Source organism: Alteromonas sp. AWQ4_252, assembly GCF_056158205.1.
Window position 1 is genome coordinate 288,038 of record NZ_JBSWSV010000001.1, and the last position, 20,395, is coordinate 308,432.

Genomic DNA, 20,395 nt, shown 5'->3' on the forward strand with positions numbered 1-20,395 from the left:
GCTTGGCTAGTAATCAATAGACAACAACCCATTGATTTTCATTTTTTTCAATATATATTTCTTAAACATTCATCTCCTATTAAATGCGAACTATTGTAAATTTTCAAAAGTATATAAGAGGGAAATTATTATGATTAGCGAACAACAGAAAAAGGAAAGATTGTCATGGATAATCGGACAAAGCATTTTATAGAAGTATCATCAGTGGTGGTTGCATTATGTGCATTTTTTACTGCAACTTTCATGAGCTATGCTGAGTATAAGGACAAGCGTGCAGCAGTGCTCCCTATGATCAGTATTGAGCAAGTGATCAAAACTGGGATGAGCTACGAGGCCGAGGCTCTTGGCTCAATGACTTCGAAATATATCCCTGCCAAGATGATAGTGACGCTTAAAAACACTGGCTTTGGAGTAGGACGGATTAATAAATTCACCTTTAATTCCACAGAGAGAGTGGAGGTCCAGGGTTCTGAAATTAATGGAAAGAAGAGAAATATTACTGAAGACTGGATAAATTCTTTCAGTGTGCTTTCAAGTCCTATGCTCTTAGAGAAAGGAAAAACCTTTACCGCGGTAGTTTATTTCGACGATAGAAATCTGCCGGTCAATGATTCCATAAAGATAATGGATATCTTTAATGTTGAATTAGATTGTGAGTCTATCTACAGACAAAAATGTGAGGTGTACGAGGCTCGATAAAAGGCTTTTTATCAGGAGTTAACCATTCTTGGCTCAGTTTACGCCGAAGAACACTAAAAAGGTACGCCGCTATTTTGGGGAGTTTACAGGCCACCCTTGCGACTATCTTTAACTTTCTTACACGCACAAACCAGATTTCTGTTGGAGTGATGCTAGTTAGCGTTAATGACGATTTTCATAAATTAATTCAATCAAATTAAACCCGAATTCAGATAATAAGTGCACCACTCATGTTTCAGATAAATGTAAAATTCGGTTTGTGGATTATTATGACTAAATCAAACCAACAACCACTGCATCCCGGCATTCTCGGCGGCTTGTTGGTCGTAAATGTAGTCACCTACATACAACAACTCTGCCGGGGGCAGTTGCCATTGTTCGGCTATCATCAGCAGTGCGGTGGGGTCGGGTTTGGCCGGGGCGCATTCCCGGGTGAGCACTGTGGTAATGGGAATGTCGTTGTTGTGAATTTTAATGGCTGTGGCTTCTTTGCAGTTGCGGGTAACAATGGCCATGGGTAGTTTGGCTTGTTGTACCCGCGTTACCATGGCTTTGCCGTTTGTTAGCCAGTTGGCGGTGCGGGCGTCATCTAGCTCGTGCTGCAATATGGCGCTGTGCGCCTCGGCCTGTTGCGCTTTGGTGGGTAAGGTTTCGATAAACGCCAGAATGTCTTCGCCTGGCGGGCAGCCAATGTCGGCGCGCATTTTAGTAAAATCCAGGGCCGATTCCACCAGCGTGCCGTCTAAATCGAATATCACGCCTTTAATACCGGTTAGGTTCATGGGTTACCCTTGTTTGTTTGCGAAAGCCTAGTAAATTTGTGAGTTTACCTTTTTTACTGGCTTCCTGCCGGTTAAATATGTGCAATTTGCCGCTGTTACGGCCCGCCCTATTGTTGCGTTTTAGTTGCTTGCTACTCGCAGGAAAAGCGGGGAATGTGCCGCCAATTCGTGGTGTACTGCGGCGAAAGATACTCTCGCTTCATACGCCAGGTTTCCTGCTGAATGCCTTTGGCGGCCATACCAATAGTGCTGCTGCCGTACCGTTTATTGATGGTGTCGATGCACGCCATCAGCTTGGTATTACCGGTTCCCTGATTGAATAAATCGGGCTGTACTACGTCATCGTCGATAACTTCAATGGCCCCTACCCCGCATTTGTGAAACAGTATGCCCGCTTTGTATAAGGTTTCAGCGGCACCGCTGGCGGCCTGCACCAGTTCCCTGGTATCGGCGGTGGCGATGGCAAAACGGTGTTGCACCGCTTTGTGGTAGTGGCCGCTTTCTGCAAACGGGTTGGCGTGGGCAAACAGCGTTAAGGTTTTAACCCGGCTTTGCTGCTTGCGCAGTTTTTCCGCTACCCGCTCGCCATGCCAGCACAATGCCTGACGCAAGCTGGTTAAATCGGTTACCGGCTTGCCGAATGCCCGTGTTGCATAAATTTGCTTTTTGTTGGCTCTTTGTTCATCCCAGGTAATGCATGGCGTGCCGTTAAGTTCACGCACGGTGCGTTCTATTTCCACAGAGAACCACTTGCGCAGTGATTTAGCATCAGCGCAGGCAAGGTGCCATGCCGAAGTAATGCCCTTGGCAATGAGCTTTTCGCTAATTCGCCTGCCAATACCCCATACTTCATCTACGGCCATTTGCTGCAATACCTTTTCCCGCTGCTGCGCCGTTGCAACAATGGCAACGCCCGACTTATCCCCCAGCCGTTTACCCGCGTGGCTGGCAACTTTGGCCAGTGTAGGCGTTAAGCCAAACCCCACGCCCACAGGCAATCGCAACTGCTTCCACACCGCATCGCGAATGCGTTCGCCATATGCCTGCCAGCCTTCAGCAGGTTGCCAGTTGTCGAAATACAAAAAGCTCTCGTCAATGGAATACACGTGCTGATGTGGCGCGAAGCCGCCAATTACCTGCATCATGCGGTTGCTGAGGTAATCGTACAGTTCGTAATTGGAAGAGCGAATTACCGCGCCGTGTTGAGCCAATAACTTTTTTACTTTGTAATAAGGGCCAAACTTTTTTACGCCTATGGCTTTTGCATACTCGCATAACGCACAAATACAGCCGTCGTTGTTGGTAAGTACTACCACAGGTTTATGCCTGATGGCCGGGTCGAACACTTTTTCCGCCGAGGCGTAAAAGCTGTTGGCATCTACTAGCGCATACATTGGCGTAGCAACCTGGTGTACCTGTGCATACGCACAGAACGAATAACAATGCCCTCTTCTTCAAACACATCACCCTCGCCCAGCGCATACGGGCTGCGGCCTTTGCCTGGCGACAGCAACACCATGGCTTTTCTGTCAAACAACTTACATACAAATACGCCATTTAAGTTCGCCACTACCACATCCAGTGAGGTAGCTGTGGCAGCGCGGTCGACAATGAGTAAATCGCCATCGAAAATACCCACGCCCGTCATGGAATCACCCTGGGCCTGACCTATAAAGGTGGCTGTGGGGTGCTCGATGAGTAGCTCGTCTAAATTCAGCCCCAATTGCCGGTATTCAGCAGCGGGCGATTCAAACCCGGTAATACCAGCCTGTGCGGCTACAGGAATAATTCTCAGCATAATTAAAAAAAACAGTTGCTCTTAACACTGTTTATTTATACAGTATTTATGCATTCAGTAACAATTAAATTTCTAAAACACGGAGATCACCATGGCGATTACAGTGCAGTATGTTGTTACACACAAAGGGGCTGATAAATTGGTTACTACAGATAAAAAAGAGGCCGATCAATACGATAAGATGCTTGATACGGCTGATAATCTGGCAGCCTACATCGACGCCAAAGGCATCAGGCTGGAAGAAGATGTCATTGAAAGCTTGTCGGTGATGCTGGCGAAAAACAAAGATGCTGTAACCAAATTACTGAAAGGCACCTCTGCAGATACATTGCTTGAGGCGGAATCGGCTGAAGTGGTAAAGCTTAAAGCCAACAGTTAACGGCGCTGGTTGCAGTGCGGCTGTGGCTATAAAACGACGTTGAAATAGCAAGGGGCAGTCAGTAGTGACACCGCCCCTTTGCTTCAGGTACTCGAAATTAGCCAGGTAGGCTTGTAACCTTAAACCACATTGCTTTTATTCGTGAAGCGGGTAATAACCGAATGTACCTGGTTTACGGTATCGCGCAACTTCATACTGCCTGCCAGTGACGCTTCTGATGCTCGTTGAGTGTCTTTTGCGCCATCTGCAATTTCGGTAATTTGTTGGTTTATATGTTCGGCAACGGAGCTTTGTTCTTCCACCGCCGAAGCCATTTCAACAGTTTGGTCTGCTATTACACTTACCGCTGTATTAATGTCGGCCAACGTCTGACGGGTATCTTCAACAATACGCGTACCTTGTTCGGCTGAAGCCAGCCCATCGTTTGACACCCGTACGGCACGCTCGGAACGCTCGGCCAGTACGTGAATTATATTGTGGATTTTGTCTGTAGATTCCCGGGTTTTCGATGCCAGCGAACGCACTTCGTCAGCAACAACCGCAAAACCCCGTCCTTGTTCACCCGCGCGAGCTGCTTCAATAGCGGCGTTTAAAGCCAGCAAGTTCGTTTGCTCAGCAATGGTGGAAATCAGGCTGGCAGCCTCGCCGATATCGTTGGTAGATTGCGCCAGCTCCTGCACCGTGTTTGAAATTGAGGCTACCGCCTCTTTCAACGCGCGTATAGCAGAAAGTGCTTCATCGGCTTTTACGTTACCGGCTTCAACATTTGTTGATGCCGAACGTGCACTTTCAGCATTTTTTTCAACCCTGTCTGACACACCTTGTATAGCCTGTGTCATCTGATGTACCGCCGAGGCAATAGATTGCGTGGCCTGATTTTGTTGAACTACCGCTGCACTGGTAGTTTCTGCTTGATGATGGGTAGAGTTAGCCACATCATTTAATCCGTCAGTGGCATCTTCTATTCGCGCCAGCGCCGTGCGTGACCTTGCTAACTCACAACCCAGCGCAAGCTTTGCTCTGGAGCGAGTACCATGATCGTCAAAATACGTTTGAGACACCACTTGGTTTGTATAGCTGTTTGGCGATAATTTCAGGATCTCCTGCCATCCACTTTTGGTTTTCGCAGCCATCCACAGCCCACAAACCACAAAAGCAGCAGCTGTGCTAATAGCAGCCAGAAGGCTGCCAAATGTTGCAGCGAGTAACGTTGCAGGTATACCAGTCACAAGCATGGGAAGATAACCTTTTGAGTAATACACTGCCATTTCACCAGCTGACGTACTCGATTTACCCTCGCGCAGCCGTTTATAACGATATTCTGCCCGGGCAATTTCTTCATTCGAGGCCGGCACCCTTACAGACTCATAGCCAACAACCTGATTACCTTCAAATACGGGTGTAACAAAGGCTGATACCCAATAATGGTCGCCATTCTTGCGCCTGTTTTTCACCAATCCCATCCAAATTTTGCCAGACTCCAGTGTTTTCCACATTTCGCGAAAAACACCAGAAGGTATATCAGGGTGTCGTACAAGATTGTGATTCTTACCTATCAACTCCTCTTTCTCGAAGCCACTAACTTCCATAAATTCAGTGTTGCAATGAGTGATCACACCGCGCTTGTCAGTAGAGGAAATCAGCCTGTAGTTGTTCGGTATCTTGTACAGTTTCTGGGTAACAGGTTGGTTATTGCGCATAAATTATCTCGTGGTTATAGGTTTTCCAAACTTCATGACCGCTAACTCAATGAAAGTTGACATCTATAACCTTAGTTCAAATTTATACTTTAGGTTAGTTGATGTTTATTTGTGCGAAACAGTAGTAGATGAATTAGGAGAATCGCGCGGGATATCGTACATTTATCAATTTATAAACAGTGATACATACTTGTGATTTTCAAATAGATTTGATGGGTATATCCAGAAATACTCGAAGCTCAGTGGCTAAATTGGAAAATTCAGTGTCACCGTAGTTCCTTTCCCTTCTACGCTGTCGATATTCAACCAGCCATTTTGTACTTCCATTAGCGCTTGTGCCACAGAAAGACCAAGTCCGGTTCCTTCACCCGGGGGTTTAGTGGTAAAGAAAGGGGTAAATACAAGAGGCAAATGTTCAGCTTTGATACCGCTTCCAGAGTCGCGAACAAATACTTTAACTAGCCCAGGTACAACAGCATACTTAACACTAATAGAGCCTTTGGGTTTGCACGCATCAATGGCGTTATCCATTACGGCTTTTAATACCTGGCTCAGTTGCTTTTCATTCACCATGATTTCGGGGGCATCACTGAATGAAGACACATCCACTATCACGGCATCTGGAATTGAAACAATACATTCGTCTAAGCAATGCTCAATGAGATGTTGCAACGGTACATAGTCTTTTTCACTCCCTACCGGAGACGAAAATATTTGAATGGAGGATACAATCTCGGCAATGCGATTTGCCCCCTCAAGAGAAGAGCGCTCAATATCTTCAAGCATTTCTCTGATATCCGACATCATGTATTTAAGCTCTATATCGAATATTTTGCTGCCGAGCTCCTCATTTTCCGCACTGATAGTGCGCTTTACTTCATCCCACGCATCAAAAACATCTTTAAGCATGAAGCCCTGAATTTCACAATTGCTTTTGATAAAACCAATAGGATTGTTTATTTCATGGGCGATTCCAGCAGCCAATTGGCTAAGCAGAGTCATTCTGTCAACCATGTCTGCATGCTGATCAATAATGGGTTTTTGGGAAAGATTTTCTGCTGTATCTTCGGGTATCTGCGCAAGCAGATTGTGATAAATAGCGCGGGTTTCGCTTAAAGCCTTACGCAGGTTCTGATTCGCCAGATAAGCATCGCGGGAGTATTCATTAAGTATGTCTTCAGCCGCGGTACGTGCCAGTTGCTCGCGGCTGAGTTTTCGTTGAAGCACCGCAATTTGATGTTTCAACTTTTCTTCTTCTTTACTGCTCACACTTTTCCCCATTTACCCCGCGATATTGGCGACAGCAAAAATGTGTACACTCACTAACGGGCTTGTTCGGCTATTCTATCAAGTAAAGTTAACACTTCACCACTGGCATGTTCCATTGCCTGCAGTAAACGCTCAGCTTCTTGTTCATTGCCTTGCGCAGCAGCTTGCAATGCCTGAACGCCAGTTCTGTGGACTTCAGCGTGAGGTTTATCCAAACGCTGAAATGCGTCTGTACGGCCTATTTCACTATGCCCATTTTCTCGATACCACTGACCTAACCGGCAGTGTGTGTGATCAGCAAAATCGGAGGGGTGCTTACTGCTCTTACCACACATTACTGCATAAACGTCGCTTTTCCAAACTACATGGTCGAGTTTCACGGTTTGCAGAAAGGTTTGCAGGGAAGCGTCGTTAATGGTGTCTTTCATGCTATTGGAATAAGTCACCATTTTCTCGTAATTAGCATTCAAACCGCTTATGCCGGAAGACAACTGCTCGTTATTGTCTTGTAAGCCACTCACTACACCAACTGCAGCACGGGTTGACTGAATAATTCCTTGTACAAGTTCTGCAACTTCACTGGCTGATTTATTCGTTTCGTTTGCTAATGCCCGCACTTCGTCAGCCACCACGCTAAAGCCGCGACCGGCGTCACCAGCCCGCGCAGCTTCGATGGCAGCATTCAAGGCCAGCAGGTTTGTTTGATCGGAAATACTGGTAATGGTTGTTACAAACTTATTGATGTTATCAGCGGTATCAGACAACCCTGAGATACGTTCACTCATTTGGCTCATCTGGCTATTGAGCAAATCCATGTCTTTTAAAATAGTACTTAGCGTAGTCGCACTTTCGTTGAACAGGCTTGTCACATCACCAATGTGTTCCTTTTCTTCATTTATACTGGTAAATGAGTGCAATACCGTTTCACGAATGCCGGCCACCTGTTGCATTGCGTCAAGCATGGAATAGGTGACGCCACCGTAGGAACTCTCTTTTGCTGCATCTGCCTCACCGGCGCTCCTCTCTGCAGCTAACAGTTGCTGCTCGAGTTCCTGCACCTGCGCTTCCAGCGCTCTGTTATCTTTTATTAGATTTTTATTTTCGTTTTGTAACGCTGTTAGTGAAGATTTAAGTGCAAACATGAATGTCCTCAATGATGTCTATTTAAATCACTATTGCTTTTTTCAAAGTGAAGTTTGGTAGGGGTGGCGTAAAACCTGGTGCTGGGTTCGCTCAACACGCCACTCCGCCACATAGTATAGTAATAAAGTACTTATCGGCCACTAAGGTAAAAACAATAACACGGCTGTAAATTAAAACTACTGAAGATGCTGGGCAAGCTGTGGATAACTTTGTGCATGAAGTGTAGAAGTTCTTGTGAATAGATCGCTGAAATGGTTATAGACACTCAGTTTTTCACAATATGATCCGATCTAATGAACTAAGGAGATCCCAACAGCACAGACCAGTTAATTGAAAACAATTTTGTACAAAAGTAAAACCACTACATTGAATTGATAATGCCTTCAATAAAGAAAAAATAATTCTTAAAAAGTAAATTCGCTCTTGACTAAGAAATGGGAGTGTGGATCTTAAACATCCCATTTTATAAGGCCTGGCGACCGCAATCGCATTGTAATGTACAAATAAAACCGCTTCTAATTTTTGCTGTTGTCAACACAGATACAGAATATAAACACGTGTTAGACTTGCGATGTTTCACCGCAACATGTGATATGAAAATTCACGAATGTCACTAATGTCATCCATAAATTCGATCGCAAACCCGCTACTGGCGATCATTTTCATGACAAAGGATCTCAGCCCATACCACGAAAGTATGACTTGTGGACATCTTTTTTTTCACTGCCTTTTATTTGTCGTGGTCTTGGCACTGAAGACCGGGCTTTTGGCCCACTGACAAGCTCGATTTGAAGTGGCGGGTACAAAAAAAGGCCCGCAGGCCTTTTTCATAAAATCAGTGGGGTTTTACTCACCTGCTTCGTAACGCTTCGCGCTTGATACGATTTCTTCTTTGGCCGCTGCTGCGTCTGCCCAACCGTCGATTTTCACCCATTTACCAGGTTCCAAGTCTTTATAGTGAGAGAAGAAATGCTCGATTTGTTGCTTCAGTAATTCCGGCACATCGTTTATGTCTTTAACATCGCGATAAATGGTAGACAGCTTATCTACGGGCACGGCCAGTACTTTTGCATCTTTACCTGATTCGTCGGTCATGTTGAGTACGCCAACAGGACGACACTTAATCACAGAACCACTCAAAATAGGGAAAGGTGTCATTACCAGTACGTCAACCGGGTCTCCATCTTCAGATAAGGTGTTATTCACATAGCCGTAGTTAACCGGGTAATGCATGCATGTAGCCATGAAGCGATCGACAAACATTGCGCCGGTCTCTTTGTCTACTTCGTACTTTACTGGGTCAGCGTGGGCTGGAATTTCGATGATAACATTCACTACTTCTGGCATATCTTTGCCAGCAGGAACGGAGTTCAGGCTCATGAAATAATCCTTTGGTTATTTTAAACAATGAAACGTTGAACGGAAAAACCCGAATTTCGGGCTTTCCCGCAAAAATTGCGCATAAGTATACGGCGAGTACGACAAAATAAAAACCGATTAAGACCCTTGTCTTAAATGCGTTTTAAGATATCTGCCGTTAACACCTCGTTATTGTGCGTCAGCGTAGTAAGTCAGGCAGGTTTCAACTTCTTCTTTCGAGCCTAGTAACACAGGTACACGCTGGTGAATTTCTGTTGGCATCACTTCCATAATACGCCCTTGCCCGGTATTAGCCAGGCCGCCGGCTTGCTCCATCAGGAACGCCATCGGGTTTGCCTCATATAACAAGCGCAACTTACCCGCTTTTGAGGGGTTGCGATTGTCGTAGGGATACATGAAAATGCCGCCGCGACACAATACGCGGTGAATATCGCCCACCATGGCAGCTACCCAACGCATATTGAAGTTCTTTTCTCTCGGGCCGTCAGCTCCAGCGAGCAGATCGCCCACGTAGGCTTTCATCGGAGCTTCCCAGTGGCGCTGGTTAGACGCGTTAATAGCAAATTCTGACGTTTGCTCCGGCACCTGAATGTTCGGATGAGTGAGCAGGAAACCACCGTGTGTTTTATCCAAGGTATAAATGTGGGTGCCCTTTCCGGTTGTCATTGCGAGCATGGTAGAGGGGCCGTACAACACATATCCGGCCGCTACCATCTGTGTACCGGGTTGCAGAAATGCGGATGGGTCGTCAGCGTCCATCCATTGGGGCGCATGAGCGATAGAAAATATAGTACCAATTAAGCTATTGATTTCAGTGTTCGACGAGCCATCAAGTGGGTCAAAGCTTACCAGGTAATTACCTTCCGGATTGCAAGGTACCACGGTGTCTTCTTCTTCCGAAGAGATAGCTTTCACATAGCCGGATTCTTTCAGTGTATCTTTTAGAATTTGATTCGAGATAACATCCAGTTTCTTTTGCGTTTCGCCCTGTACGTTTTCACTGAGGGTTGACCCAAGTACGCCAGCTAGTGCCCCCTGGCTTACACGGAAGGAAATTTCTTTACAACCAGCAAGGAGGGTTCTGATCAATAAAATGAGCTCCAGCGGGGCCCCGTCTTTTTGTAACTGCGAATTTAAACGTTTCATTGTGTGCAATAGCCTTTTTTATATGTGTAGGGTGAGCGTTCAGTGCTTTTTATGCTTTCCTGCCAAAGTTGAACTGAACTCTTGTCGCTTGCCGTTTATTATAAACCGATGAAGAGACTGTACTGACTCGACCACGGGTGCGTTTATTTAAGCGACAAATCAATTGTAACCGCGAATAGCCTTCAGGGAAATGCTTGATTCAGGTATTGGCACCCATGGGGGCACTTCTGCTAAAGTAGCCGCCTTAACAGAACACAGGATATTTATGCACGTACACATTCTCGGGATTTGCGGCAGTTTCATGGGTGGAATTGCCGCTATCGCCAAATCGTTGGGCCACACTGTCACCGGCTCCGACCGCAACGTTTATCCCCCAATGAGCACGCAATTGGAAGCGCTGGGTATTACCCTTACGGAAGGTTACGACACTTCACAGTTTGAACCAGCACCCGACATGGTGATTATCGGAAACGCCATGTCGAGAGGAAATCCAGCGGTAGAATATGTGCTTAACAGAAACTTGCCCTACACCAGCGGACCACAGTGGTTGCTCGACAACCTGCTCACTTCACGCTGGGTTATTGGTGTTGCCGGTACCCACGGCAAAACCACAACGTCCAGCATGGTAGCCTGGATTTTAGAATCGGCGGGGCTAGCGCCGGGGTTTCTGATTGGCGGTATTCCTGAAAACTTCGGAATTTCAGCACGAGTTGGAGAAAGTCCGTTCTTTGTTATTGAAGCGGATGAGTACGACAGCGCATTTTTCGATAAGCGTTCTAAGTTTGTGCATTACCGCCCACGCACGCTGGTGTTGAACAACCTTGAATACGATCATGCTGATATTTTCCCTGATTTAGCTGCCATTCAAACTCAGTTTCACCACCTCATCAGAACGGTACCTGAAAACGGACTTATCGTCTCACCAAAAGACGACAAAGCCATGGAAGACACGCTGCATAGAGGTTGCTGGTCAGAACAACAATATTTGGGGACAGACTGGCAGGCGAGTTTAATTGCTGCCGATGGCAGTGAATTTGATGTGCTTTATAAAGGTGAGAAAACCGGTACAGTTACCTGGGACCTAATGGGACAACACAATGTCAACAACGCTTTGATGGCAATTGCGGCAGCTCACCATGCTGGCGTCACCACTGCAGATGCCATAGCGGGTTTGTGCTCTTTCAAGAATGTAAAACGCCGGATGGAACGCAAGGGAATTGTCAACAACATCACGGTGTATGACGACTTTGCTCACCACCCAACCGCTATTGCAACAACACTAAAAGGGCTGCGAAAAAAAGTGCGCAATGCGCGTATTATCGCTATTTTAGAACCCCGTTCAAATACTATGAAAATGGGTGTACACCAACACACATTGGTCAACAGCTGGCAACAGGCAGATGAAGTACTGGTATTTGAGCCCGCAGGTATGGATTGGTCTTTAGCTGAAGCAGTTAAAACCAGCGTGACGCCAGCCAGGTGTTTTCACGATGTGGAAAGTATCGTAAAGACCGTAAAAAACACAGCCAGGCCAGGTGATCACATTCTGATAATGAGTAACGGCGGGTTTGAAGGTATTCATCAACGCGTACTCGATGTACTTCAGCCATAACTGAACAACCACATGGAATAAAGCGATGTCGAGAAAGCAAATCACGTTAGCGATTACAGGCGCTTCAGGCGCTCCTTATGCACTGCGGCTTCTGGAAGTGCTGGTGAAGGCCGATTACGATGTCTTTGTGTTGATTTCTTCAGCAGCGAAAGTCGTTTTCGCTACCGAAGAAAATCTTAAAATTCCCGCTAGTCCGGATGCTGCCAGCGCATTTTTCAGCGAACGGTTCTCAGCCAGACCTAACCAAATCAGGGTTTGCGGAAAAGAAGAATGGTTCTCTCCGGTGGCGTCAGGGTCAGCTGCACCCAAACAGATGGTAATTTGCCCCTGCTCCACCGGCACGCTATCTGCGGTGGCCATCGGTGCAAGTGACAACCTTATTGAGCGTGCCGCCGATGTGGTATTAAAAGAGCGCGGCCAGCTCATTCTTGTAACACGGGAAATGCCTCTGTCCTCTATTCATTTGGAAAACATGTTAAAACTGTCACAAATGGGTGCGACAATCATGCCGGCATCACCAGGCTTTTATCACAATCCCGAACACATCAGCGATTTGGTTGACTTTGTCGTCGCCCGCATACTCGATCACGTGGGTATCGACCAGACGCTAATGATGCGTTGGGGCTATCAACCTATTTCAAAATAATAAAAGGAATTTACATGCACGCTTCTGTCAAACGCGCTGTAGCTCTTGCGTTTTGTCTTACCGCAGGTTCGCTCACTAGCTTACCGGCTCTGGGCTGGGGCCAAACTGGTCACCGTGTTACCGGCGCCATTGCTGAAAACCACTTAACGCCAGCAGCAAAAGCCGCAATTGCGCGACTGCTGCCGAACGAATCTCTGGCCGAAGCTTCGACTTATGCCGATGAAATGCGCTCAAACCCCAGCGAATACTGGCGCAAAACTACTCCCCCGTGGCATTACGTTACCGTGCCGAAAAACAAGCACTATCACGAAGTGGGAGCGCCAGAACAGGGTGATGCCTATACTGCTTTGAAAGCTTATACCGCTACCCTTAAAAGCAAGAAAGCCAGTCGGGAAGACAAACAGTTAGCGTTGCGTTTCATCGTGCATATCATTGGCGATCTGCATCAGCCGTTACACGCGGGCAACGGCACAGACCGGGGTGGAAACGATGTTAAAGTGCGTTTTTTCTGGGAAGACAGTAACCTGCATACTGTGTGGGATTCAAAAATGCTTGATGGCAAAAAGCTGTCTTACACCGAATGGACACGTTGGTTAGACAGAAAAATCACCGCTAAAGATATTGAAACCTGGAGTACTGCAACACCGGAAGAATGGATAGCTGAATCAACGGAAATACGCGATACCATTTACCCGGAAGACGCCAACAATATGTCTTATGACTATGTGTACGACAATCTGCCCATCGCCAAGAAGCGCTTACAACAAGCAGGCATTCGCATTGCAGCTTATCTCAATAAAGTTTTTGCTTCTGCCGCAGAGTAGCCACACTGCGGCCGTGGCTTAATCTACATCCAGCGGCTCGGGTGACAAAATAACGCCCGTGCTGTCGGCGTACAGATGATCTTCAGGCAAGAAAGTCACGCCCCCAAAGTTAACAGGTATGTCTACTTCACCGACACTTTCTGATTCAGCATTAACGGGTATGGAAGCTACTGCAAAAACACCGATGTCAAAATCAGCCAGCGTATCAACTTCCCGTACACTGCCGAAACACACGATACCTTCCCAGTCGTTATCGATAGCAAGCTGCGCAGAAGCTGCATCAATAAGGGCACGACGGGTAGAACCACCACCATCAATCAACAGTACCTTTCCCACACCTGGCTGAGCAAGCACACGGTCTATCAAACCACGGTCTTCGTAGCACTTAATCGTGGTAATTTCACCGCCGAAGGAGTACCGACCACCGTAACTCACAAAAATAGGGTCAACTACGTCAACGCTGTCTGTGAATAAATCACATAATTCAGAAGTGTTATAGTCCATACATGTGCCTTTTTTGCTGCATAATTGCCATTGAATGTAGTGACATGCTACTTCGCTAGCATAGCACTATTCCAACAGCGAAATACATACACCGGAGTGTCATTGCAAATAAAAACTAATTCTGCTTTTTTGTAACAAAGGTTTCTTTTTTCTGTCACTGGGTGGTCACACTGCTCTAATAGCTTATACGCTAACGAGTAGCCATGGGGCCAAGGCAATGCTGAATCTTAAATCCTTGACCAAAGCCGATACAAATCTCTTTTTTTGGCTTTACAATTTAACCCAGAAACGCAACTGCACAGGTATCATCTGGTTATCAAAAACCGGTGATGGCTATCTGTACTTTGTCATTGGCATGTTGTTATGGGCATTTGAGCCTGAACACGGTGAGCTTTTTCTGTATACATCATTAATGGCTTACGCATTGGAATTGCCAGTGTATGTGATCCTGAAAAAGATGTTTAAACGCCCGCGCCCATGCGACCTGCTGAGCAACTTTACCGCCCATGTTACGCCCTCTGACAAGTTCAGCCTACCGTCAGGACACACAGCAGCGGCATGGCTTATGGCCAGCATGGTTGCACATTTTTATCCACCGTTTGCATTGCTCGCTTACAGTTGGGCTGCCCTTATAGGCCTGTCCCGTATTTTACTCGGCGTGCATTATCCAACAGATGTTATTGCCGGTACTTTACTCGGTCTCACCATCGCTTCACTGAGTTTATCTATTCTGGGGTAGTATGAAAGTTCTTTACGGTGTACAGGGGACCGGAAACGGTCACATTGCCCGTGCACGCATAATGGCAGCAGCCTTTCAGCATCGCGACGATTTTCAGGTAGATTTCGTATTCTCTGGTCGGGAAAGCGACAAATACTTCGATATGGACGTGTTCGGCAACTATCGTACCTTTTCGGGTCTTACATTTATTACCCGCAACGGGCGTGTTGATAACCTGGCAACCCTAAGAGAAAACCGAATTGGACGTTTTTTCAGGGATGTAAAAAAGCTCGACGTCTCTGAATACGACCTGCTCATTAACGATTTTGAGCCAGTAACCGCGTGGGCAGCCAAGCGGGCTAACGTGCCGTCTATTTCCATCAGCCATCAGGCGTGTTTCACTTATCCTGTTCCCAAGTCCGGCGACACCTTTATCAATGCCTTGATCCTGAAATATTTTGCTCCGACACAGGTACAATTAGGTGTTCACTGGTATCACTTCGACCAGCCCATCGTGCCGCCTTTCGTCGCTGACAAGCCCGCGCCTTCTCCTAGCAATGCTCACGTGCTGGTTTATTTGCCCTTTGAAAACGTCGACCAAATCCGTCAACTGCTGGAGCCGTTGAGCGACCAACGCTTTGTTTGCTATCACCCGGATATCAGCGAGCCCTTTGAGCATGGCCATCTATCATGGCATCCACCTTCAAAAAAGGGGTTTCAACATGCGCTCCAACACTGCAGCGGTGTGATTGCTAACGGTGGCTTTGAGTTATCCAGTGAAGCCCTGCACCTGGGCAAGAAATTGCTCATAAAACCCCTTCATGGGCAGTTCGAACAACTTTCCAATGTTTTAACACTCGATAGAATGGGGTTATGCCATACCCTGTTTCAACTCGACACAGATATCGTAGAAGAGTGGTTGGATGCGCCCGCAAATGAGGCTATACACTTCCCTGACGACCCTACTGTGCTTATAGACTGGCTAAAACAAGGCAACCTCAACGACACCCGCTCATTGTGCGATGCGTTGTGGGAACAGGTGCAGTACGGCGACAGAACCCGGGAACGCTTAATGGCACTTGCAATTTAGAACGGCAATGCCATCATAGCAGCAATTTTAGTCTGTCTATGCGGGTTCGCTGTGCGTAAAAAGCCCTTTCTCATCGTGTGTTTAGTTGTTTTTATCAGCAGCCTGTCTGCCTGCGGCTATCGGGGGGCGTTATACCTTCCCGACGAGTCCGAACAAAACCAAGATACATCCGAGCAACCCGCAACTACTCCCGGAGACACTCAATAATGGATTTTTTCGCCTACCGTGATGGCGTGCTTCACGCAGAGGACGTATCTGTAGCAAGTATTGCCCAACAACATGGTACACCAGCTTATATTTATTCCCGCGCCACACTCGAACGCCATTGGCGCGCTTTTGACGACGCCCTAGGCAGTCATCCACACCTGATTTGCTATGCGGTAAAAGCCAACTCTAATCTGGGCGTGCTAAGCGTACTGGCAAAAATGGGCTCGGGTTTTGACATTGTCTCTGCCGGAGAGCTGGCAAGAGTGTTGGAAGCCGGCGGTGACGCCAGTAAAGTGGTATTTTCCGGCGTGGGTAAAAAACGTGATGAAATCCGCTACGCGTTAGAACAAGGCATCATGTGCTTTAATGTGGAATCTGAACCTGAACTGGAGCGAATCAACGCCGTGGCCAAAGAAATGGGTGTAAAAGCACCGGTTTCGCTGCGTATTAATCCAGATGTCGATGCCAAAACACACCCGTATATCTCCACTGGCCTGAAAGCTAACAAATTCGGGATCCCCAGAGAGCGAGCAGTAGCAACTTACACTTTGGCAGCCAGTTTACCCAACCTTGAGGTCAAGGGAATGGATTGTCACATCGGCTCTCAGCTCACATCTATCGAACCTTTCGTAGATGCGCTAAAGCGCCTCCTTGCTCTTATTGATGAGTTGGCTGAAAAAGGTATCACCATTTCTCACCTTGATGTGGGTGGCGGTTTGGGAGTAACGTACAATGACGAAACCCCTCCCCATCCACGGGAATATGCCGCAGCCATGGTAGAACACATGACCGGTCGTGAAGACATGAAACTTATTATGGAGCCAGGCCGCGCCATTGCTGCGAATGCGGGTTTGCTTGTCACTGAGGTTGAGTTTGTTAAAGAGGGTGATGAGAAACACTTTGCCATTGTCGATGCGGCAATGAATGACATGTTGCGTCCTTCGTTGTATTCTGCATGGCAGAAGATAGTTCGTGTCGAAGAAAAATCTGATGCGCCTAAGCGTATTTATGACGTGGTAGGCCCTGTTTGTGAAACAGGAGATTTTCTTGGAAAAGATCGCGAACTGGCAATAAAACCTGGTGATTTACTGGCGGTTCGCAGTGCTGGCGCCTATGGTTTTGTTATGGCTTCGAACTACAACAGTCGCTGCCGTCCGCCCGAGTTAATGGTAGATGGTGAAAGCGTAGTTGTAGTTCGGGAAAGAGAAAAACAAAAAGATCTCTGGAAAGGTGAGCACAAACTTACGTAAACTAGAGATATTCAAATAATAAGATGTGTGCTAAATGCAGGTTCAGTTTTCCAAAATGCACGGTTTGGGCAATGACTTTGTCGTCATAGACAACGTCACCCAAAACGTTTTCTTCTCAAAAGATAAGATCAAGCAACTCGCTGATCGGCATTTTGGCATAGGTTTCGACCAGCTTCTGGTTGTAGAGCCCCCTTATGATCCCGAGCAGGATTTCCACTATCGCATCTTTAACGCAGACGGCTCTGAAGTTTCCCAATGTGGCAACGGAGCCCGTTGTTTTGCCCGTTTTGTGAGAATGAAAGGGTTAATCAACCGCAACAAAATTAAGGTCAGTACCAAAGCTGGAAAAATGGTGCTGTACCTCGAAAAGGATGGCCAGGTTACCGTAAATATGGGTGTACCTGAGTTCGAACCCGCTAACGTGCCTCTCGTTGCCAATAAACAAGAGAAAACCTATATCTTTCGTGTGGAAGAGCACACCTTGTTTCTAGGCGCAGCCTCCATGGGAAACCCCCATTGCGTTATGGAAGTCGACAACGTCGATGAGGCTGACGTGCCTGTTATTGGTCCGCTACTGGAGCGCCATGAGCGTTTTCCGGAAGGAGTCAATGTGGGTTTTATGCAAATTGTTTCTCCCACTCATATTCGATTGCGAGTTTTCGAACGCGGTGCAGGTGAAACCCTTGCATGTGGCAGCGGTGCTTGTGCTGCAGTAGCCGTAGGGCAAATTCAGGGCAAGCTTGAAAAGGAAGTCAGGGTAGATTTACCCGGCGGCAGTTTACGTATTCGCTGGCAAGGCGGTGATTCGGCATTAAAAATGACCGGGCCAGCCGAGCACATTTACGACGGACAGATTAACCTATGAGTGAAGTTACCGGCCAGTCAAAGAAAACCGTGGCCCTTGAGCCCAGTTATGATGAAGCATTTGGCCTCTCTGCAGAAGAAGTTAGGGCGTTTTTATTAAAGAACCCTGCATTTTTCGCTGAAAACCCGGATATTCTCGAACGGCTCGAAATTCCCCATGAAGAGAAAGGTGCCGTTTCTCTTGTAGAAAAGCAAAGTGAACAACTACGTAAGAAAGTACGTCACTTAAACTACAAGCTCAATCAGCTTATTGGCGTGGCCAAGCAGAACGAGAAAATCTACCGCGTTTATACAGATTTAAACGTCGAGCTGCTGCGTTGCAAATCGGTTTCTGAAATACAGTACAAGCTGGAATCAGTTTTACAAGAGCGACTCTCACTTCACTCCGTAGTATTACATTTGTTTAAGGGCCCCCACGCTCTGCAGGAACTTCAGCGCCGATTAATCATTGAAAAGCGCTTTAAAACCGACACCTTCTTTTTTGGCCGCTTAAGCCAGCACGAACGCCAGGTATTATTTGGACATGAAACCGCAGAATCTGTAGCCCTTATACTCTTGGGCGATGAGCAGGATTTGGGTATTCTCGCCGTTGGCTCAGACGACGCCGGGCACTTTACTCCGGACATGGATACGCTATTGCTTAAGCAGTTGCAGGAAGTACTCAACATTACCATGCCAGGGCTGCTGGAATACTGATGAGCGGTTTGGCTGAAAAGCCCCAACTGTCTGCGGAATGTAAGTTCTGGCTCGACAAATTTCTGCTCCACCTCGACGTAGAACGAGGGTTGTCACATCACACTATTTCAAACTATCGCAGACAACTGAGCGATATCGGTTGTTTGTTAGCACTTACCGACTGGTCAGGACTCACCCCCATTGACGTTAAGCGAGTCTTAGCTACTGCCAATCGAGAAGGAAAACACCCCCGTTCTATCGCCCTGAAGTTGTCAGCGCTACGTACATTTTGCCAGTACCTGATAGATCAACATCAACTCTTCAGTAACCCGGTTGACGGAATTCAAGCACCTAAGCAGGGTCGCCCTTTACCGAAACAAATCAGTGTGGATGACATGCAACAACTGTTGTCTGACCCCAAAGATGCTGGCATTGAATGCCGTGACATGGCCATGGCTGAGCTGTTGTATGGCTGCGGCCTGCGTTTGAGCGAGTTAACCGGGCTTTCGTTAAGCGACTGTCAGGCTGACGGTACACTACGCGTCACTGGTAAAGGGAATAAACAGCGTATTCTTCCCTTGGGCCGTACGGCACAAAAAGCGCTCAAAGCATGGTTGAAGATCCGTGGTCAATTTGCCTCACCCTACGAACGTGCTGTATTCGTCAGTAAAAGGGGAAACCGCATTTCCAATCGTCAGGTTGCCAACCGTCTCAACACCCTGGCCCAATCTCAGCACCTCAATCAAACTGTACATCCGCACAAGTTGCGCCATTCTTTCGCTACTCACGTATTAGAATCAAGTGGAGATTTACGCGCTGTGCAGGAGCTATTAGGGCATGCGAACTTGTCGACTACACAAGTTTATACCCATCTCGACTTTCAGCACTTAGCCAAAGTGTATGATACTGCACACCCCCGAGCCCGAAAGAAATAACGCTTAACAGCAGGATTACACTATGCGTTTTTACCGCCCTATTACCTCTGTCGACGCCATGACATTTGACCTGGACGACACCCTTTACAACAATGAACCAATAATACGGAAAGCGGAAACCGCGCTAAGTGATCACATTAAATCCAGGTTCTCAAAAACGGCCGCGATGACGCCAGCCCACTGGCTTAAGATAAAGCGAGATCTGATTAAAGGAAATATAGGACTAGCATCGGATATGGGAGAGCTTCGCATGCATACCCTGCGCGTCGCACTTAAAGGCGATATTGCTGACGACCAGGAGCGGGAGCAAGCTGCTAAAGAATGTTTTGATTGTTTCTATACCGCAAGAAGTAACTTTACCCTGCATGCAGACGTCCATGATGTACTTAGCAAGCTATCGAAGAAAATTCCTCTTATCGCTATCACCAATGGCAATGTTGACCCGGAAAGAACCGGAATGACGCCCTACTTTCAGAGATTTTTACACGCTAGCCTGACCTATAGAGCCAAACCTGCAAACGATATGTTCAACAAGGCCAGTGAAATGTTGTCATTGCCTCCCCAGCGTATTCTTCATGTGGGGGACAACATGGAAAAAGACGTGATGGGCGCCATCGACGCGGGCTTTCAAGCGGCTTGGCTAGCGGTAAACCGGCCCATGGATATTCGTTCTGAGCGGGTATCAGTACTTCCCCACATAAGCTTGCAGTCGCTGGGTGACTTACTGCACCTACTACCTTAGCAGGCGCCATTACACCCATGACGCAAAGTGCC

At 47.1% G+C, this 20,395-nt stretch carries 22 protein-coding genes; 13 read left to right on the plus strand and 9 right to left on the minus strand.

Annotation, left to right across the window (positions count from 1 at the left end):
* Positions 1-165: 165 nt before the first annotated feature.
* Positions 166-699 carry a hypothetical protein gene (locus tag ACXACM_RS01340; RefSeq protein ID WP_474819264.1) on the plus strand — a complete coding sequence of 178 codons (534 nt, stop codon included), beginning with the start codon at positions 166-168 and terminating at the stop codon, positions 697-699.
* A gap of 278 nt (positions 700-977) precedes the next feature.
* Here the strand turns inward: ACXACM_RS01340 and ACXACM_RS01345 are convergent, their stop codons facing one another.
* The 3 genes from ACXACM_RS01345 to ACXACM_RS01355 all read right to left on the minus strand — a co-directional run bounded on the left by ACXACM_RS01345 (position 978) and on the right by ACXACM_RS01355 (position 3,279).
* A complete protein-coding gene (locus ACXACM_RS01345) occupies positions 978-1,481 on the minus strand; it encodes an HAD family hydrolase (RefSeq protein WP_474819266.1) in 504 nt (167 codons plus the stop codon).
* A 131-nt stretch (positions 1,482-1,612) separates the two neighbouring features.
* Positions 1,613-2,875, minus strand: coding sequence for a Y-family DNA polymerase (locus ACXACM_RS01350; protein ID WP_474819267.1), 1,263 nt, complete (start codon positions 2,873-2,875; stop codon positions 1,613-1,615).
* Positions 2,863-3,279: a S24 family peptidase gene (locus ACXACM_RS01355; RefSeq protein WP_474819269.1), complete on the minus strand. Its 417-nt coding sequence runs from the start codon at positions 3,277-3,279 to the stop codon at positions 2,863-2,865. Before ACXACM_RS01355 ends, ACXACM_RS01350 begins: the two co-directional genes overlap by 13 nt.
* Positions 3,280-3,370: 91 nt before the next feature.
* Between ACXACM_RS01355 and ACXACM_RS01360 the strand changes: the two genes are divergently transcribed.
* A complete protein-coding gene (locus ACXACM_RS01360; RefSeq protein WP_474819271.1) occupies positions 3,371-3,658 on the plus strand; it encodes a YebG family protein in 288 nt (95 codons plus the stop codon).
* A gap of 119 nt (positions 3,659-3,777) precedes the next feature.
* On the opposite strand, the gene ACXACM_RS01365 is transcribed toward ACXACM_RS01360, so the two are convergent.
* The 5 genes from ACXACM_RS01365 to ACXACM_RS01385 form a co-directional block, all read right to left on the minus strand.
* Positions 3,778-5,358, minus strand: coding sequence for a methyl-accepting chemotaxis protein (locus ACXACM_RS01365; protein WP_474819272.1), 1,581 nt, complete (start codon positions 5,356-5,358; stop codon positions 3,778-3,780).
* 246 nt (positions 5,359-5,604) lie between these two features.
* Entirely contained in the window at positions 5,605-6,627 is a 1,023-nt protein-coding gene (locus ACXACM_RS01370; protein ID WP_474819273.1) for a sensor histidine kinase, read from the minus strand.
* Positions 6,628-6,680: 53 nt separating this feature from the next.
* Positions 6,681-7,769 (minus strand): methyl-accepting chemotaxis protein, encoded by a 1,089-nt coding sequence (locus ACXACM_RS01375; RefSeq protein WP_474819275.1) that lies wholly within the window; start codon positions 7,767-7,769, stop codon positions 6,681-6,683.
* Between the two features lie 847 nt (positions 7,770-8,616).
* On the minus strand, positions 8,617-9,150 hold the full coding sequence (ppa, locus tag ACXACM_RS01380) for an inorganic diphosphatase (protein ID WP_474819277.1): 534 nt from the start codon (positions 9,148-9,150) through the stop codon (positions 8,617-8,619).
* A 168-nt stretch (positions 9,151-9,318) separates the two neighbouring features.
* Positions 9,319-10,296 (minus strand): class 1 fructose-bisphosphatase, encoded by a 978-nt coding sequence (locus ACXACM_RS01385; RefSeq protein WP_474819278.1) that lies wholly within the window; start codon positions 10,294-10,296, stop codon positions 9,319-9,321.
* Between the two features lie 265 nt (positions 10,297-10,561).
* Here ACXACM_RS01385 and mpl point away from each other — a divergent pair, with 265 nt between their 5' ends.
* The 3 genes from mpl to ACXACM_RS01400 are packed head-to-tail and all read left to right on the plus strand — an operon-like array spanning position 10,562 to position 13,378.
* Positions 10,562-11,908: a UDP-N-acetylmuramate:L-alanyl-gamma-D-glutamyl-meso-diaminopimelate ligase gene (gene mpl, locus ACXACM_RS01390; protein WP_474819279.1), complete on the plus strand. Its 1,347-nt coding sequence runs from the start codon at positions 10,562-10,564 to the stop codon at positions 11,906-11,908.
* Between the two features lie 25 nt (positions 11,909-11,933).
* A complete protein-coding gene (locus ACXACM_RS01395; protein WP_474819280.1) occupies positions 11,934-12,554 on the plus strand; it encodes a flavin prenyltransferase UbiX in 621 nt (206 codons plus the stop codon).
* 14 nt (positions 12,555-12,568) lie between these two features.
* Positions 12,569-13,378, plus strand: coding sequence for a S1/P1 nuclease (locus tag ACXACM_RS01400; protein ID WP_474819282.1), 810 nt, complete (start codon positions 12,569-12,571; stop codon positions 13,376-13,378).
* Between the two features lie 18 nt (positions 13,379-13,396).
* Here ACXACM_RS01400 and rraA read toward each other — a convergent pair whose 3' ends face one another.
* A complete protein-coding gene (rraA, locus tag ACXACM_RS01405) occupies positions 13,397-13,882 on the minus strand; it encodes a ribonuclease E activity regulator RraA (protein ID WP_474819283.1) in 486 nt (161 codons plus the stop codon).
* A 217-nt stretch (positions 13,883-14,099) separates the two neighbouring features.
* Here rraA and ACXACM_RS01410 point away from each other — a divergent pair, with 217 nt between their 5' ends.
* The 8 genes from ACXACM_RS01410 to ACXACM_RS01445 are packed head-to-tail and all read left to right on the plus strand — an operon-like array spanning position 14,100 to position 20,363.
* Positions 14,100-14,621 (plus strand): phosphatase PAP2 family protein, encoded by a 522-nt coding sequence (locus ACXACM_RS01410; protein WP_474819284.1) that lies wholly within the window; start codon positions 14,100-14,102, stop codon positions 14,619-14,621.
* Position 14,622: 1 nt separating this feature from the next.
* The gene (locus ACXACM_RS01415) at positions 14,623-15,690 is read left to right on the plus strand and encodes an MJ1255/VC2487 family glycosyltransferase (RefSeq protein WP_474819286.1); all 1,068 of its coding nucleotides are present in this window, start codon (positions 14,623-14,625) and stop codon (positions 15,688-15,690) included.
* 51 nt (positions 15,691-15,741) lie between these two features.
* Positions 15,742-15,897: an LPS translocon maturation chaperone LptM gene (gene lptM, locus ACXACM_RS01420; RefSeq protein ID WP_474819287.1), complete on the plus strand. Its 156-nt coding sequence runs from the start codon at positions 15,742-15,744 to the stop codon at positions 15,895-15,897.
* Positions 15,897-17,147 (plus strand): diaminopimelate decarboxylase, encoded by a 1,251-nt coding sequence (gene lysA / locus ACXACM_RS01425; RefSeq protein WP_474819288.1) that lies wholly within the window; start codon positions 15,897-15,899, stop codon positions 17,145-17,147. The genes lptM and lysA overlap by 1 nt, the downstream gene beginning before the upstream one ends.
* Before the next feature lie 34 nt (positions 17,148-17,181).
* On the plus strand, positions 17,182-18,012 hold the full coding sequence (dapF, locus tag ACXACM_RS01430; RefSeq protein ID WP_474819289.1) for a diaminopimelate epimerase: 831 nt from the start codon (positions 17,182-17,184) through the stop codon (positions 18,010-18,012).
* On the plus strand, positions 18,009-18,707 hold the full coding sequence (locus tag ACXACM_RS01435; protein ID WP_474819290.1) for a DUF484 family protein: 699 nt from the start codon (positions 18,009-18,011) through the stop codon (positions 18,705-18,707). The genes dapF and ACXACM_RS01435 overlap by 4 nt, the downstream gene beginning before the upstream one ends.
* On the plus strand, positions 18,707-19,621 hold the full coding sequence (xerC, locus tag ACXACM_RS01440; protein ID WP_474819291.1) for a tyrosine recombinase XerC: 915 nt from the start codon (positions 18,707-18,709) through the stop codon (positions 19,619-19,621). The genes ACXACM_RS01435 and xerC overlap by 1 nt, the downstream gene beginning before the upstream one ends.
* A gap of 22 nt (positions 19,622-19,643) precedes the next feature.
* Positions 19,644-20,363 (plus strand): HAD-IA family hydrolase, encoded by a 720-nt coding sequence (locus tag ACXACM_RS01445; protein WP_474819292.1) that lies wholly within the window; start codon positions 19,644-19,646, stop codon positions 20,361-20,363.
* Positions 20,364-20,395 lie beyond the last annotated feature (32 nt).